A 15,709-nucleotide genomic window follows, 5' to 3' on the forward strand; every position below is an offset into this window, starting at 1 on the left:
GCCGCTAGGCCCCCTGCGGCAGGCCGATGGCGTCGCTGCGGAACCAGCCGGCCAGGCTCCAGCGCGGCTGGGCGCATGGCATAACTTCATGCGGAATCAGGTCACTGCGAAACACGGCCAGCCTGCCCGGCATGGGCAGGACGCGTTCGATGATCGTATTCTCGTCCCGGGGCGAATATAGGCACAGCTCGCCATGGTCGGTCTCGGACCATTCCGAATTCAGGTAAAGCACCAGCGATATCTTGCGCTGGCTTTGGCCTTGATGCTGGTCCATATGCTTGCGGTAGCGGTGGCCCTCGGGGTAGCGCGCAAAATGAAACTCGGTGTTGGTCAGGCCTGTGTAGAACGTACGGTTAAGGTCCCGGCGGAAAACATCGGCCCATTGCAGGAACTCAAGCGTTGCCGATTCGGCCAGTTGGGGTTCGATCCAGCAAATCGAATCGCCGCGAATGTCGGTATGTAATGCCAACTTGCGGCCGTGCCCCACCCCGGCCGGCCTGAACCCGCCCTGCTCCCAGGTTTGCCGGCATTGCTCGCGCAGGCGGTGGCACAGATGTGCATCGATCAGGCCGTCCGAGACGGCCCAGCCCTGGTCGGCCAGGGATTCCAGCAATTGTTCACGCTGGTGCATGGTGCACCGCCGTTGTAATAGGGTGCATAGCGTTCATCAAGGTATTTGGCCGTCGGCGCTGTTGGCGCGCGCAAAAAAGTGGGGGAAGAATTATAAAACATGGCGGCTGTCCGCGTTGTTCAGGCTTGCGGCGCGTTGGCCGGCCGCCGCGTGGACTATGATTCGATTGTTGGAATCGAATCATGCGAAGGAGTACCCATGTTCTTGAAGAATGCTTGGTATGTGGCGGCAAGCGATCACGAAGTTGGACGCCACCTGCATTCCACCCGGATACTGGGCGAAGATATTGTTTTATACCGGACGCTGGACGGCGGCGTAACGGCGCTGGAAGATGCCTGTCCGCACCGCAGGCTTCCTTTGTCCATGGGACGCTTGCTGGATGACACCGTGGAATGCGGCTACCACGGCCTGGTTTTTGATTGTTCGGGCAGCTGTGTCCGCGCGCCGGGCCTGGCTCATGCTCCGGCCCGCGCGGTGGTGCGCAGCTATCCCGCAATCGAGCGCTACGGCCTGATGTGGATATGGATGGGCGAGCCCGAAAAGGCCGATCCGGCCGCGATCATGCAAGTCGAGCACTGGGGCGATCCGGCATGGGGCGTGAATCGGGGCGATGCCATGACGGTACGCTGCAATTACCAATACCTGACCGACAACCTGCTTGATCCCTCCCATGTTTCCTGGGTGCACCGAACTTCGTTCGGCAATGCCGCCATGATAGGCGAACCGCTCGAAACCCAGGTCAATGAAAACGGGGTCGTGGTTTCGCGCTGGATGCGCGACGTCGAGGTCGCGCCTTTTTACGCGAAATTCGTCAAGTTCACCGGCAATTGCGATCGCAAGCAGCATTACGAGGTGCGCGTGCCATCGCATGCCCTGATCAAGGCCATTTTTGCGCCCGCCGGAACGGGTACCGACACAGAGCCCTTCCATCCCGATGTGTTCCTGATGGATTCCTATAACTTTTTGACGCCGGTAGACGAATCGACAACGCGCTATTACTGGTTTCAGATGCGTAATTTCAGTCCCGACGATGAAGCCGTGTCGCGCCAATTCGCCGAAGACGTGCGGCATGCTTTCAGCGAAGATCGCGTTGTGCTCGAGGCCGTTCATGCCGGCATGGTAAAAAACCCATCCAAAATGAATCTGCCGCTGGACGCGGGTCCTTTGCGTTTTCGCCAGAAGGTCCAGGCCCTGATCGCCGCCGAGCAGGCGGTGGACGTAAAATCGGCGTAGACGCAGGCGTGTGGATTCCCGGCGCAGGCATTCAGCAACAATAAACCACATATATAGGTGATAGCCAGTGACTACGGGCGATTGGATCGTACTTGGAATTTTCGGAGTGGGCCTGGCCTGCTCGTTTTCGTTGTTTTGGTGGTTGATCCGAACGGTGCGGCGGGACAGCCGGCGCAAGGACGACACGTTGTAAAAGTGTTGCGAAAGCCGGCCGAATGGCGCGCGGCGGGGGGTATTGCACTGAATCTTGCCGCCAGTTGCGTTAATCTACGAGGTTATCGCTTTGCTCTTTATCGGGATTTTTCAGAATTATGGATTCGTATAGCCTTCCTTACACTTTTTCGCAGCGCGCGCAGAAACTTACCAGTTCCACCATCCGAGAAATCCTGAAAGTTACCGAGAGGCCGGAAATCATTTCGTTCGCCGGCGGTTTGCCCGCACCCAAGGGTTTTCCGGTGGATGTCATGAAGAACGCCTTCGACCGCGTTCTGGAGACCAATGGCCGCAGCGCCTTGCAATACGGCCCCACCGAAGGCTATGCGCCATTGCGCGCCTGGGTTGCCGAAGACCTGAAGCGCGTGGGCGCGGACGTGTCGCCCGATGAGGTGCTTATCGTCTCCGGTTCGCAGCAGGCGCTGGACATGCTGGGCAAGCTGTTCATCGATCCCGGCAGCAAAGCCCTGGTCGAAGCGCCCAGCTACCTGGGGGCGCTCCAGTCGTTTTCCCTGTTCGAACCCAATTATGTGGCCGTTCCGACCGACGAGGGCGGCCTGATTCCGGAAGCATTGACCAGCGAACGCGCAGCCGGGGCCCGCTTTATTTATGTCCTGCCCAACTTCCAGAACCCGACCGGCCTGACCTTAAGCCTGGAGCGCCGCAAGGCCTTGGTGGAGCGCTGCGCCGCCCTGCAAGTGCCCATTATCGAAGACGATCCGTACGGCGAGCTGCGCTATGCCGGCACGGCGCAACCCGGCTTGCTGGGATTGGGCCGCGCGGCGGGCGCCACCGTCATCCGCCTGGGCACGTTTTCCAAAGTGCTGGCTCCAGGCCTGCGCCTGGGCTATATCGTGGCGCCCAAGCCCATCATCGCCAAGCTGGTCCAGATCAAGCAGGCCACCGACCTTCACACCGCCTCGCTGACCCAGATGGCCGTCTATGAAACCGTGAAAGACGGCTTCCTGACCGATCATTTGCCCATGGTGCGCGATCTGTACAAAGAACAGTGCGGCTATATGCTCGACGCCATGGACAAGCACTTTCCGGCCACGGCCAGCTGGACCCGGCCCGAAGGCGGCATGTTCATCTGGGTAACGCTGCCGGCTCATATCGACGGCACCCAATTGCTGGCCCGCGCCATCCAGAACAATGTCGCCTTTGTTCCGGGCGCGCCGTTCTTTGCCGGAGCCGAGCCGCAAGCCAATACCTTGCGCCTTAGCTTCGTTACTGTTTCCGAGGAAAAGATCCGCGAAGGCATCGCCATACTCGGCAAGCTGATCAAGGAAAGCTGATAGCGCGGCTTGCACTTTCGCCCAACCCAACGACGCCCGCAAGGAGAACCCCGGTATGGAAATGAAGGACGCGCGCATAGGACTCGTTGGCGTTGGCCTGATGGGGCACGGCATCGCCGCCAGCATCCTGCGGCACGGGCATGCGCTGACGCTGCTGGAACACCCGGGCAATCAACCCTTGGGCGATTTGCTGGCGGCCGGCGCCTCGACGGTATCAACGGCGGCCGAACTGGCGCGCAAGGTGGATGTCCTTATTCTTTGCGTCACCGGTTCTCCCCAGGTGGAAGATGTATTGTTCCGCCGGGACGGAGTGCTGGAAGGACTAAGGGCTGGAGCCATCGTCATTGATTGTTCCACGGCCATTCCATCATCGACCGCAAGGATAGCCGGCGCGGTGGAGCAGGCGGGTGGCCTGTTCCTGGACGCACCCATGACGCGCACACCCAAAGAGGCCGCCGAAGGCAGGCTCAACCTGATCGTCGGCGGCGACCATGCCGTATACGAACGCTGTCTGCCGCTGTTGCGTTGCTATGCCGAAAACATCGTATATGCGGGCAAGACAGGAACGGGGCACCAACTGAAGCTATTGCATAATTACGTGTCGCTGGGTTTTTCCACGGTGCTGGCCGAAGCGGCCGCCTGCGCCCGGAAGGCCGGTATCGACCCCGAGGTCTTTACTGACATCTTGGCCAACGGCGGGGGCGGCGGCGTGGTGTTGGAACGATTAGGGCCTTACATTGAAAAGGGCGATGCATCCGGCTTCCGCTTTTCGATGTCCAACGCACTGAAGGACATGGGCTACTACAATGCCATGGCGCAAGAAGCGGGCGCCGCGCAAAGCGCCGCCCAGGCTATCGAACGTGTCTATGCCGATGCCTGCCAGGCGGGGCTGGCGCAGCAGGCTGTGCCTGAACTGATCCCCTACCTGACAGACCGGAAACCGGATACTCCTTAAGCTTGCAATGACGCCGCTTCACTCTTCCGACCCCAATCTCGAATCCAGCACAAACGCCAGCGCCTCCGATCTGTCGGACATGCGCCCCGACGATTGGGTGGAGCGATGGCTGCCGCGTTCCTGGGGGCCGTATGCGCGGCTGTGCCGGCTGGACCGGCCCGTGGGCACCTGGCTGACCCTGCTTCCCTGCCTGGCGGCGCTGGTACAGGCCGCCGACGGCTGGCCGACGCTCTTGCGCCTGTTCATCTTCTCGCTGGGCGCCCTGCTGATGCGCGGCATAGGATGCTGCTTCAACGATATCTTTGATCGCGATATCGACAAGCTGGTCGAACGCACACGTTTTCGGCCCTTGACCAGCGGCCAGCTTACGCTGAAAAACGCCTTGTGGTTCGTATTCGCCCAGTTGCTCGTATGTGCGCTTTTACTGCTGGCCTTGAACGAATACAGCCGCTGGCTGGCCGTGGCGCTCATGCCTATCGTCATCGTCTATCCGCTTTGCAAGCGCTTTACCTACTGGCCGCAAGTGGTGCTGGGCATAGGATTCAATTGGGGCATGCTGATGGCGTGGTCCGATACGCAAAACACCGTACCCCTGGCCGCCATTGCCATGTGGCTGGGCGCCGTTCTGTGGCAGGTCGGCTACGACTCCATCTACGCCTATGTGGATGTGCGCGACGACGTGAAGCTGGGCCTGCATTCCACCGCCTTGCGCTTCGCCGACAAGGGCAAGGCCTGGATCAGCGGCTTCTACATCGCGACCATCGCTTTGTGGATCTATGGCGGCGCGGGCATGGGCATGGCCTGGCCCTATTATGTGGTCATCGCCGCCATTGCCGCGCATTTCTTCTGGCAAATGCGGGTTTTCAGCCTGGACAGGCCGGATCGTAATTTCATGCTCTTCCGCGCCAATATGGCGGTGGGCGTCCTGCTCCTGGTTGCGGCGCTGGCGGGCACCGTGCTGCCCCTCTGAATCAGGGCCGCCGGCATCCGGGATGGATGGAGCCGTGCAAGGACAGGACGCGAAGGACTAGAATGGCTGTATCAAAGCAATACAAAAAATCTGCATAAACGGTCGGCAGGAGACAAGAAAATGGCGGATTCAGCACCGCGGCAAGAGCAATTGGAGTTCGATTACATCATTGTTGGGGCAGGCTCGGCAGGTTGCTTGCTTGCCAACCGGCTTTCCGCCGACCCGAACCGGAAAGTGCTCTTGCTTGAAGCCGGCGGGCGCGATGACTGGCGCTGGATACACATTCCCGTGGGTTACCTATACTGCATCGGCAATCCGCGCACAGACTGGTGCTACACCACGCAACCCGACCCCGGCATCAACAACCGCAGCCTGGGCTATCCGCGCGGCCGCGTCCTGGGCGGCAGTTCGGCCATCAACGGCATGATCTACATGCGCGGCCAGGCCGCCGATTACGATGGCTGGGCGGCCCAGGGCAATCCGGGCTGGAGCTGGAATGACGTGCTGCCCGTTTTCAAGCAACTGGAAGACCATCATGCGGGCGACAGCGAATTCCATGGCAGGACGGGAGAATGGCGCGTCGAGCGCCAGCGGCTGTCATGGAAAATACTGGACGCCTTCCGCCAGGCGGCGCAACAGGCCGACATTCCCGCCATTGACGATTTCAACCGCGGGGACAACGAGGGCTGCGCCTATTTCGAGGTCAACCAGCGGCGCGGCGTGCGCTGGACTTCCGCCAAAGCCTTCCTGCATCCCGTTGCCCACCGCGGCAACCTGACGGTGCTGACCGGAGCCCAGGCCGAGCGGATCGCCTTCTCCGGAAAGCGTGCCCAGGGCGTGCATTTCATCCATGATGATGGCCATGCGCGATTCGCCCGCGCCAAGGCCGAGGTCGTCCTGTCCTCGGGTTCCATCGGATCGGCGCAACTGCTGCAGGTATCGGGCGTGGGCCCGGGCGCTTTGCTGCAATCGCTGGGCATTCCGGTCGTGCACGACTTGCCCGGCGTAGGCGGCAATTTGCAGGATCACTTGCAGTTGCGCATGATCTACAAGGTCGAAGGCGCCAAGACGCTGAACACCATTGCGGGAACCTTGTGGGGGAAAGCCCTGATGGGCTTGCAATATGCGGCCCAGAAGCGCGGGCCGCTGACGATGGCGCCCTCGCAATTAGGCGCGTTTGCGCGTTCCGGTCCCGAACAGTCGCGCGCCAACCTGGAATACCACGTGCAGCCCTTGTCTCTGGAAAAATTCGGCGATCCTCTGCATACCTTTCCGGCCATTACGGCTTCAGTGTGCAATCTGCGCCCCACTAGCCGGGGCCATGTCCGGATTGTTTCGCCCAAGGCCACCGATGCGCCCGCCATACTGTGCAATTATCTGCAGACGGACGAAGATCGCCGCGTGGCAGCCGACAGTATACGAGTGACTCGCAAGATCATGGCGCAGCCGGCCCTGGCTTCCTACCGCCCCCAGGAATACAAGCCGGGTGCCCAGATTGAATCGCAGGCCGACCTGGAGAAAGCCGCGGGCGATATCGGAACCACCATTTTTCATCCAGTGGGCACCTGCAAAATGGGGATGGACGCCATGGCGGTGGTCGATCCCGAGTTGCGAGTGCATGGCATCGAGGGCTTGCGCGTCATCGATGCATCCATCATGCCGACCATCACGTCGGGCAATACCAATTCACCCACCATCATGATTGCCGAACAAGGCGCAAGCTTCATCCTGGGCAAGCGGCACGCGGCATGATGGCTCCACATAAATGAACAAGGCCTTGCACGAGGCCGGGATCGCCCTGGCCCGATACGGCGTATCGGCCACAGAATCGATCGTGCGACAATTCGTGCCAGTTTTCTATAAGGGTTGAGGCATGGCTAGTTTTATGGAGTACCTGGCAACCGCCTTGTTTGCGATTGCCATTATTCATACCTTTTCGGTGCCGGTTTTTGCGCGCCTGGCCAATCGCGGCGGTCCGCACGCAGGCTTGTGGCATCTGCTGTCCGAAGTCGAGGCCGTGTTCGGCGTATGGGCCTGCGTATTGTTGGCCTGCATGGCCCTGGTGTCGGGCGTCGGCGAGGCGGTCGGCTATATCGACACGCGCAACTTCACCGAGCCCGCCTTCGTTTTCGTAATCATGGTGGTGGCGGCCAGCCGCCCCATTATCGAACTGGTGAATATGGCGGTGCGCGCGCTGGCCAGGCTCCTGCCCATACGCAATGAACTGGCCATGTTCTTCGTAACCATGTCGTTCGTCCCACTGGCCGGTTCTTTCATTACCGAGCCCGCCGCCATGACGCTGGCGGCCCTGCTGCTGCGCGACGCCTATTTCCGCAAGCCGGGCCAGGATGGTTTCAAGTACATGACCCTGGGCGTGTTGTTCGTGAACGTATCCATCGGCGGCGTCCTGACCGCCTACGCCGCGCCGCCCGTACTGATGGTGGCGCAGACCTTCGATTGGGATACGGCCTATATGGCCACTCATTTCGGGTGGCGTGCGGCGCTGGCGGTTTGCGTCAATGCGGGCGTGCTGACCTTTATCTGCCGGACGCACCTGCTGGACGGCACGCTGGGCGGGGTCGATGCCAATCAGGCATCCGAACGGCCTCCCGTGCCGCTTATCGTGATCGCCATTCATACTCTCTTTCTGGTGGGTGTCGTCCTGTCGGCGCACCACCCTATTCTTTTCCTGGCTTTCATGATGCTGTTCATAGGCTACGCCCATGCCTACAAGCGGCACCAGAATCCATTGTTGATACGGGAAGGCCTGATGGTGGGCTTTTTCCTGGCCGGCCTGGTGGTGTTGGGCGGACTGCAGAAATGGTGGTTGCAGGACTTGCTGGCGGGCTTGTCGCCCATTGTCCTGTATTGGGGCGCCACGGCGCTGACCGCGGTAACCGACAATGCCGCGCTGACCTACCTGGGTTCGCTGGTTGAAGGCACGAGCGAATTGTGGCGCTACATGCTGGTTGCCGGCGCCGTCACGGGCGGCGGCCTGACCGTCATCGCCAATGCGCCGAATCCGGCGGGGTTCTCGATACTTAAAGGTTGTTTTCCCGACGGGGCCATCTCGCCGTTGAAATTACTGCTCTCCGCCTCCATACCTACTTTGGTGGCGGCGTTCATGTTTTTGCTGCCAAATTCCTTTTAGGACAGCTTCCGGCCGCCGGTCCTGCCCGTAGCCGGTGCCACCAGCTAAAAACGGCTAAAATTAGCCGTTTTTGGCGCTTGGCCGCGTTTTTTCCGTTCCTGCACGGCGGACGGCTTATGGCGGTTGTTCCTTAGACATTTCTTCTTGGGATTTTCTCGTGCCTATTTATGCTTACAAATGCAGCGCCTGCGGACATGCGCAGGATGTGCTGCGAAAGATTTCCGACCCTGTACTGACGGATTGCCCCGAATGCGGGCAAAGTACCTATGCCAAGCAGGTTACCGCCGCCGGCTTCCAATTGAAGGGTTCGGGTTGGTATGTAACCGATTTTCGTAATAATGGGGGCGCGTCGGGCGCCAAGCCCGCCGCATCTTCTGAAGCGCCAGCCAGCGCAAGCGCTAGCAGCGGCACCGCCGCCAGCGCGCCCGCCGCGCCGCCGGCCGGCACGGCGTCCTCGTGACCGCGCCGCAGCAGAGCCGAATGCGTTTTTTTAAACGCTACTTCATTACCGGGCTGCTGATCTGGATACCCCTGATCATCACGGTCTGGGTCATTGCCTTGCTGATCGGCACGCTGGAAAGCGTCGTGCCGGCATTTCTGTCGTCGCAGTCGTTGTTCGGCTATCGCATTCCGGGTTTTCAACTGGTGCTGGTGCTGGCGGTCGTGCTGCTGACCGGCCTGCTGGGTGCCAATTTCCTGGGCCGCGCCCTGGTGGAACGCTGGGAACAGCTGCTTGGCCGCATCCCGTTGGTGCGCTCCATCTATAATTCGGTCAAGCAAGTCAGCGATACCGTGCTTGCGCCCAACGGCCAGGCTTTCCGCGAAGCGGTGCTGGTGCAGTACCCAAGGCAGGGATCTTGGACCATTGCTTTCCTGACCGGCGCACCGAGCGGCGAGGTGGCGGAAAAACTGGGCAACGATTTTGTCAGTGTGTATGTTCCGACCACGCCCAACCCGACTTCGGGTTTTTTCCTGATGATGCCTCGCGACGACGTGCAAATGCTGGACATGAGCGTCGACGCGGCGTTGAAGTACATTGTTTCCATGGGCGTTGTGGCTCCTGGATCGGTCAAGGCGCTGGAAGCCGGCCAAGAGGCTCTATCGGTGGTCGAGGCGGCCCAGCGCATCGACGCGGCCCAGGAAGCGGACTCGTCCGGCAACGACCGGCCCTGATTTTTATTTACAAGAATTTTATATACGGAGTAATCCTTGATGCGTACCTGCTATACCGGCGAGGTCAGTAAAGAACATCTTGACCAGACAGTCACCTTGTTTGGCTGGGTTCATCGTCGCCGCGACCACGGGGGGGTGATTTTCATCGACCTGCGCGATCGCGCAGGTCTTGCCCAGATTGTGGTCGACCCGGACAACGTCAAGGCATTCTCCACCGCCGAGCACATACGCAATGAATTCTGCGTACGTGTGACCGGCTTGGTGCGGCTGCGTCCCGCGGGCACCAGCAATCCGGAACTGAAGTCCGGCGAGGTCGAGGTGCTGTGCCGCGAAATCGAAGTGCTGAATGCATCGGTCACTCCGCCCTTCCAGCTCGACGATGACAATCTGTCGGAAACCACAAGGCTGACGCACCGCGTGCTCGATTTGCGACGCCCGCAGATGCAGCACAACTTGATGCTGCGTTATCGGGTTTCCATCGAAGTGCGCAAGTACCTGGACAATCTGGGTTTCATCGATATCGAAACGCCCATGCTGACCAAAAGCACGCCCGAAGGCGCGCGCGACTACCTGGTGCCTTCCCGCGTGAACGAAGGTCAGTTCTTCGCCTTGCCGCAATCGCCCCAGTTGTTCAAGCAGATGCTGATGGTGTCGGGTTTCGACCGCTATTATCAGATAACGAAGTGCTTCCGCGATGAAGACCTGCGCGCCGATCGCCAGCCCGAGTTCACCCAGATCGATTGCGAAACATCCTTCCTGAACGAAGAGCAGATACGCGAAATTTTCGAGGGTATGATCCGCCATGTTTTTGCCAATGTGCAAAAAGTGGAGCTGCCCGCGTCCTTCCCGACGATGACCTGGGAAGAAGCCATGCGCCGTTATGGTTCCGACAAGCCCGATCTTCGCGTCAAGCTGGAGTTCGTCGACATCGGCGACCTGATGCAGGATGTCGATTTCAAGGTGTTTTCGGCGCCTGCGAACGATCCGGCCAGCCGCGTGGTGGCCTTGCGCATTCCGGGCGGCGCCAGCATGCCCCGCAGCGAGATCGATGCCTACACCAAGTTCGTGGGCATCTACGGCGCCAAAGGCCTGGCCTATATCAAGGTCAACGACGCGGCTTCCATTCCGGATGGCCTGCAGTCGCCCATCGTCAAGAATATCCATGTCGATGCCTTGACCAAGCTGATCGAGCGCTGCGACGCCCAAAGCGGCGACCTGATTTTCTTCGGGGCGGACAAGACCAAGGTCGTAAACGACGCCATTGGCGCGCTGCGCGTCAAGATCGGCCACAGCGAATTCGGCAAACAGGGCGGCCTGTTCGAGGCCGGCTGGAAGCCTCTGTGGGTCGTGGACTTTCCCATGTTCGAATACGACGAGGAAGAAGGCCGCTACTTCGCGGCACACCATCCCTTTACCAGCCCCAAGGACGGCCATGAGGACTTCCTGGCAACCGATCCCAGCCAGGCCTTGGCCAAGGCTTACGACATGGTCCTGAACGGTTGGGAAGTGGGCGGCGGCTCGGTCCGTATCCATCGCGCCGAGATCCAGAGCAAAGTGTTCCGCGCCTTGAACATCGGCGCGGAAGAAGCCCGCAACAAGTTCGGCTTCCTGCTCGATGCCTTGCAATACGGAGCGCCTCCGCACGGCGGGGTGGCGTTCGGCCTGGATCGCCTGGTGACCATGATGGCGGGCGCCGAGTCCATACGCGACGTCATCGCCTTCCCCAAGACGCAGCGCGCGCAGTGCCTGTTGACGCAAGCGCCGTCCGCCGTGGACGAGAAGCAACTGCGCGAGCTGCATATCCGCTTGCGCAATACCGAAGTAAAGTAGCAGGAGCAACAAAGGAGGGGGCGTGTCGGTCATCCGGGTCGTAAGCTACAACATCCACAAGGGCCGGTCGGCAACGGGCAGTCGTGAATCGTTGTCGGACTTGCGCCTTGGCTTGTACGGATTGCGCCCCGACCTGCTTTTCCTGCAAGAGGTCCAGGGCCGCAACGAACAGCGCATCAGCCTGGATGCCCAGCACGAGTCGCTGGGCGCGGCCCTTTGCATGCATACCGCTTACGGATGCAATGCGGTGCGGCCGCACACCGACCATGGCAACGCCCTGTTGTCGCGCTTTCCCATACTCCAACACGAGAACCAGGATATTTCCGACCATAAGCTGGAGCAGCGCGGGCTGCTGCATGCGCTGGTCGAAGTCCAGGGCGTGCCGGTGCATTGCCTGGTCGTCCATTTAGGCTTGTTCGCGGGCGGTCGTTCGCGGCAGGTCGGAGCATTGGTCGAGCGCATACGGCGTTTGGTGCCCGAGGGCGAGCCCATGCTGATCGCGGGCGATTTCAACGACTGGAACAACCGGCTTGCGCCTTTGTTCGTCCAGCAATTGGGCTTGTACGAAGTGTTCGCTATTGCACCGCAAGACGATATGGAGCCGCGCAAGCTGCGCCATTCGGTGACGCGCTTGCGCGATAGCCTGCGCAACCTGCCCCGGCCCCTGCCGCTGGCGCAGAAAGTGCATGAATTGGGCGTCAACGGTGCGGCGCGCCTGACGCCGCCGCCGCGGACCTTTCCCGCGGCATTCCCGTGGCTGCGGCTGGATCGCATCTATCAGCGGGGATTCGCCGTGCGCAAGGCGCGCGTGTTGCATGGATTGCCGTGGCGGCAGATATCCGACCATGCGCCCTTGTTCGCCGAGCTGGAGCTGCCGTGATCGGCATCGATGGCAACGCGATGCGGCCAGGGGAAGGAAGGCGGACATGGCCCAGAAAGAACTGCGCCTGACCTGGCGGGAAGGCAACCGGATCGATCTGCTGCGTAACGGCGGCGAATTCTTTCCCGCGCTGTGCGAGGCGATCGACGCCGCGCAGCGCCAAGTGCATCTGGAAACCTATATTTTCAGTCTCGACCGGACCGGATTGCGGGTCCTGGAGCATTTGAGCCGGGCCTGCGCCCGGGGTGTGAAAGTACGAGTCGTCATCGACGGCTTCGGCAGCCAGGAGCATGCCTGGGCCATTGCGCGCAAGCTGGCGGAGATGGGCGCCCAGTACCGCATCTACCGGCCCGAACCCGCGGGCCTGCGGGCTGTGCGTTTCAACCTGCGGCGCTTGCGCCGGCTGCACCGCAAGGTGACGGTGGTCGATGGCGCCATTGCTTTCGTGGGCGGCATCAACGTGCTGGATGATTACGTCGATGTGCCCGACGATGGCCAGGGGCCGAAGCCGCGCTTTGATTTCGCCGTGCGCCTGCAAGGCCCTATTGTCGCCGACGCCGCCCGGGCGCAGCGCGCCCTGTGGCTGCGCATGGCCTGGCGCCGGCGCGACGACTGGGCCGCGTTCTATCGGCGGCTGACGCATCTGGGTGAATGGCGCAAGGCCCGGGAGAAAGAAGCGCCGCCCACGTTCGATCCGGGGCGGCTGGCCGCCTTGCTGCTGCGCGACAATATCCGGTTTCGTCAGACCATAGAGAACGTGTACCTGGCAACCATGGCAAGAGCCGAGAACGACATCCTGATCGCCAATGCGTATTTTTTTCCCGGCCGGCGCTTGCGCAAGGCATTGCAAGAGGCGGCGCAGCGCGGCGTGAAGGTGCGTTTGCTGCTGCAGGGACGCTCCGAGTACCCCATGCAGTATCGGGCCTGCCGCTATATGTACTGCCAGTTGCTGGACGATGGCATAGAAATCCATGAATACATGGCCAGCTATCTGCATGCCAAGGTCGCCGTCGTCGACCGCTGCGCCATGGTGGGTTCGTCCAACCTGGACCCCTTCAGCCTGCTGCTGGCCCGCGAAGCCAACGTCTTTGTGCAGGATGCGCAATTCGCCGACGAGCTGAAGACGGCTATCGAGGCGGAAATGCATGGCGACGCCGAGCGCGTCACCGAAGAGCAATTGCAGCGGCGCAGCTGGCTGGGCCGCTGGGTGGATGCATTTTCCTACTTCATGCTGCGTGCCGGTGTCGCCCTGACCGGGAAATCGTCGGAATACTGAGTTTATCGTTTAACATCGTCCTGGCGGCGCGGTCCAGGCGGACGGCGGCCGCCGCGTTTAAACAGTAATCAGGAGTATGGTATGAAAACGAAAGCGGCGATAGCCTGGAAGGCGGGCGAACCACTGACTATTGAAGATGTCGAACTTCAGGGTCCCAAGGCTGGCGAAGTATTGGTCGAGATCAAGGCTACCGGCATCTGCCATACGGATTATTACACCTTGTCCGGCGCCGATCCGGAAGGGATTTTTCCGTCGATACTAGGTCATGAAGGGGCCGGCGTGGTGCTGGAAACAGGCCCTGGCGTCAGTTCGCTGAAAGCGGGGGATCACGTCATCCCGCTGTACACCCCTGAATGCCGCCAATGCAAATCCTGCCTGTCGCGCAAGACGAATCTTTGCACGGCGATACGCGCCACCCAGGGCAAGGGTTTGATGCCGGACGGCACCTCGCGCTTCACCGTGGGCGGCAAGCCGGTGCACCATTACATGGGCACCTCGACCTTTTCCAATCACATTGTCGTGCCCGAGATCGCCTTGGCCAAGATACGCAGCGACGCGCCCTTCGACAAGGTCTGCTACATAGGCTGCGGGGTCACCACCGGCCTGGGTGCGGTGCTTTTCACCGCCAAAGTAGAGGCCGGCGCCAATGTGGTGGTGTTCGGCCTGGGCGGCATCGGCTTGAATGTCATCCAGGGCGCCAAAATGGTGGGAGCCGACAAGATCATCGGCGTCGACCTGAACCCTGAGCGCGAAGCCATGGCGCGCAAGTTCGGCATGACCCATTTCATCAATCCGAACGAAGTCGAGAACGTTGTCGACCACATCATTCAGTTGACCGATGGTGGCGCCGACTACTCCTTTGAGTGCATAGGCAATACCAAGGTCATGCGCCAGGCCCTGGAATGCTGCCATCGCGGCTGGGGCCAGTCCATCATCATCGGCGTGGCCGAGGCGGGCGCCGAAATTTCCACGCGGCCCTTCCAGCTGGTAACCGGACGCGAATGGAAGGGGTCCGCTTTCGGCGGCGCGCGCGGCCGCACCGATGTGCCCAAGATCGTGGATTGGTATATGGACGGCAAGATCAATATCGACGATCTCATTACCCATACCCTGCGCCTGGATCAGATCAACGAAGGTTTCGAATTGATGAAGCGCGGCGAGTCCATCCGGTCCGTGGTGGTGTACTGATGCAGGGTGCCGAACGCAATCGCCGCAAAAGGAGATGCCGCCATGCCGCAAAATAATCTGGAACTGATCAGCGAGCATCGCTGCTTCGATGGGGTGCAACGCTACTATCGCCATCCTTCGCAAGCCGTAGGGCTGCCCATGCGATTCTCTGTCTTCCTGCCGCCCCAGGCGGAGCAGGGCCGCGTGCCGGTGCTGTTCTTCCTGGCCGGCCTGACCTGCACCGAGGAAACCTTCATGATCAAGGCGGGCGCACAGCGCTACGCCGCGCAGCATGGCTTGATGCTGGTCACGCCCGATACCAGTCCGCGAGGGGCCGGCATAGCCGGCGAGGACGATAACTGGGACTTCGGCACAGGCGCGGGGTTCTATCTGGATGCCACGCAAGCGCCCTGGAGCGAACACTACCGCATGGAAAGCTATGTGGTGGACGAGCTCTTCGGCATCGTCACCGGCCAGTTGCCGGGCGATGCGTCGTGCGTGGGCCTATTCGGCCATTCCATGGGCGGGCATGGCGCCCTGGTGCTGGCTCAGCGCCACCGCGCCAAGTTCCAATCGGTCTCGGCCTTCGCGCCCATTGCCGCGCCTTCGCGCTGCCCTTGGGGCGAAAAGGCATTTTCGTCCTATCTGGGCAGCGACCGGCAGGCGTGGGCGGGCTACGATGCCTCGTTGCTGATGGAGCAATCGCAACGCCCTTTTCCCAAAGGCATACTGATCGACCAGGGGCTGGCCGACAATTTCCTGAAGGAACAGCTCTATCCCGAGGCCTTTGAAGCGGCTTGCGCCCTGGCGCAGCAGCCTCTGGTCATGCGCCGCCATGCCGGCTATGACCATGGCTACTACTTCATTTCCACGTTTATCGAAGACCATGTGGCGTTCCATGCGGAACGCCTGGGCACCGATTGAACAGCGGGCGC

14 protein-coding genes are annotated in these 15,709 nt (G+C 61.0%); 13 read left to right on the forward strand and 1 reads right to left on the reverse strand.

What is annotated here, in order from left to right; all coding sequences use genetic code 11:
* Positions 1 to 4: 4 nt before the first annotated feature.
* A complete protein-coding gene (locus V0R37_RS04715) occupies positions 5 to 631 on the reverse strand; it encodes a 2OG-Fe(II) oxygenase (protein ID WP_420373393.1) in 627 nt (208 codons plus the stop codon).
* A 198-nt stretch (positions 632 to 829) separates the two neighbouring features.
* Between V0R37_RS04715 and V0R37_RS04720 the strand changes: the two genes are divergently transcribed.
* The 13 genes from V0R37_RS04720 to fghA all read left to right on the forward strand — a co-directional run bounded on the left by V0R37_RS04720 (position 830) and on the right by fghA (position 15,698).
* A complete protein-coding gene (locus V0R37_RS04720) occupies positions 830 to 1,864 on the forward strand; it encodes an aromatic ring-hydroxylating dioxygenase subunit alpha (protein WP_420373394.1) in 1,035 nt (344 codons plus the stop codon).
* 311 nt (positions 1,865 to 2,175) lie between these two features.
* Positions 2,176 to 3,372 carry an aminotransferase-like domain-containing protein gene (locus V0R37_RS04725; protein ID WP_420373395.1) on the forward strand — a complete coding sequence of 399 codons (1,197 nt, stop codon included), beginning with the start codon at positions 2,176 to 2,178 and terminating at the stop codon, positions 3,370 to 3,372.
* A 61-nt stretch (positions 3,373 to 3,433) separates the two neighbouring features.
* Positions 3,434 to 4,327 carry an NAD(P)-dependent oxidoreductase gene (locus V0R37_RS04730; protein ID WP_420373637.1) on the forward strand — a complete coding sequence of 298 codons (894 nt, stop codon included), beginning with the start codon at positions 3,434 to 3,436 and terminating at the stop codon, positions 4,325 to 4,327.
* Positions 4,328 to 4,334: 7 nt separating this feature from the next.
* Positions 4,335 to 5,297 (forward strand): 4-hydroxybenzoate octaprenyltransferase, encoded by a 963-nt coding sequence (ubiA, locus tag V0R37_RS04735; protein WP_420373396.1) that lies wholly within the window; start codon positions 4,335 to 4,337, stop codon positions 5,295 to 5,297.
* Between the two features lie 120 nt (positions 5,298 to 5,417).
* Complete coding sequence (locus tag V0R37_RS04740; RefSeq protein ID WP_420373397.1) at positions 5,418 to 7,049, forward strand: GMC family oxidoreductase; 1,632 nt, start codon at positions 5,418 to 5,420, stop codon at positions 7,047 to 7,049.
* A 121-nt stretch (positions 7,050 to 7,170) separates the two neighbouring features.
* Positions 7,171 to 8,448, forward strand: a complete 1,278-nt coding sequence (locus tag V0R37_RS04745) for a putative Na+/H+ antiporter (protein WP_420373398.1) — start codon at positions 7,171 to 7,173, stop codon at positions 8,446 to 8,448.
* 157 nt (positions 8,449 to 8,605) lie between these two features.
* Positions 8,606 to 8,908 carry an FmdB family zinc ribbon protein gene (locus V0R37_RS04750; RefSeq protein ID WP_420373399.1) on the forward strand — a complete coding sequence of 101 codons (303 nt, stop codon included), beginning with the start codon at positions 8,606 to 8,608 and terminating at the stop codon, positions 8,906 to 8,908.
* A gap of 20 nt (positions 8,909 to 8,928) precedes the next feature.
* Positions 8,929 to 9,621: a DUF502 domain-containing protein gene (locus V0R37_RS04755; protein ID WP_420373400.1), complete on the forward strand. Its 693-nt coding sequence runs from the start codon at positions 8,929 to 8,931 to the stop codon at positions 9,619 to 9,621.
* Between the two features lie 39 nt (positions 9,622 to 9,660).
* On the forward strand, positions 9,661 to 11,451 hold the full coding sequence (gene aspS / locus V0R37_RS04760; protein WP_420373401.1) for an aspartate--tRNA ligase: 1,791 nt from the start codon (positions 9,661 to 9,663) through the stop codon (positions 11,449 to 11,451).
* Positions 11,452 to 11,473: 22 nt separating this feature from the next.
* A complete protein-coding gene (locus tag V0R37_RS04765) occupies positions 11,474 to 12,331 on the forward strand; it encodes an endonuclease/exonuclease/phosphatase family protein (RefSeq protein ID WP_420373402.1) in 858 nt (285 codons plus the stop codon).
* A gap of 46 nt (positions 12,332 to 12,377) precedes the next feature.
* A complete protein-coding gene (gene clsB, locus V0R37_RS04770; RefSeq protein WP_420373403.1) occupies positions 12,378 to 13,607 on the forward strand; it encodes a cardiolipin synthase ClsB in 1,230 nt (409 codons plus the stop codon).
* An 81-nt stretch (positions 13,608 to 13,688) separates the two neighbouring features.
* Complete coding sequence (locus tag V0R37_RS04775; protein WP_264130523.1) at positions 13,689 to 14,795, forward strand: S-(hydroxymethyl)glutathione dehydrogenase/class III alcohol dehydrogenase; 1,107 nt, start codon at positions 13,689 to 13,691, stop codon at positions 14,793 to 14,795.
* 42 nt (positions 14,796 to 14,837) lie between these two features.
* Positions 14,838 to 15,698 (forward strand): S-formylglutathione hydrolase, encoded by an 861-nt coding sequence (gene fghA, locus V0R37_RS04780; protein WP_420373404.1) that lies wholly within the window; start codon positions 14,838 to 14,840, stop codon positions 15,696 to 15,698.
* Positions 15,699 to 15,709: the final 11 nt, after the last annotated feature.

Origin of the sequence: Pollutimonas rozaliensis, from assembly GCF_048751585.1 — a bacterium.
Lineage (GTDB): Bacteria > Pseudomonadota > Gammaproteobacteria > Burkholderiales > Burkholderiaceae_B.

Coding starts and splice junctions, on each gene's coding strand:
- V0R37_RS04715 (WP_420373393.1), bottom strand. CDS start 631: ATGCACCAGCGTGAACAATTGCTGGAATCCCTGGCCGACCAGGGCTGG.
- V0R37_RS04720 (WP_420373394.1), top strand. CDS start 830: ATGTTCTTGAAGAATGCTTGGTATGTGGCGGCAAGCGATCACGAAGTT.
- V0R37_RS04725 (WP_420373395.1), top strand. CDS start 2,176: ATGGATTCGTATAGCCTTCCTTACACTTTTTCGCAGCGCGCGCAGAAA.
- V0R37_RS04730 (WP_420373637.1), top strand. CDS start 3,434: ATGAAGGACGCGCGCATAGGACTCGTTGGCGTTGGCCTGATGGGGCAC.
- ubiA (WP_420373396.1), top strand. CDS start 4,335: ATGACGCCGCTTCACTCTTCCGACCCCAATCTCGAATCCAGCACAAAC.
- V0R37_RS04740 (WP_420373397.1), top strand. CDS start 5,418: ATGGCGGATTCAGCACCGCGGCAAGAGCAATTGGAGTTCGATTACATC.
- V0R37_RS04745 (WP_420373398.1), top strand. CDS start 7,171: ATGGCTAGTTTTATGGAGTACCTGGCAACCGCCTTGTTTGCGATTGCC.
- V0R37_RS04755 (WP_420373400.1), top strand. CDS start 8,929: ATGCGTTTTTTTAAACGCTACTTCATTACCGGGCTGCTGATCTGGATA.
- aspS (WP_420373401.1), top strand. CDS start 9,661: ATGCGTACCTGCTATACCGGCGAGGTCAGTAAAGAACATCTTGACCAG.
- clsB (WP_420373403.1), top strand. CDS start 12,378: ATGGCCCAGAAAGAACTGCGCCTGACCTGGCGGGAAGGCAACCGGATC.
- V0R37_RS04775 (WP_264130523.1), top strand. CDS start 13,689: ATGAAAACGAAAGCGGCGATAGCCTGGAAGGCGGGCGAACCACTGACT.
- fghA (WP_420373404.1), top strand. CDS start 14,838: ATGCCGCAAAATAATCTGGAACTGATCAGCGAGCATCGCTGCTTCGAT.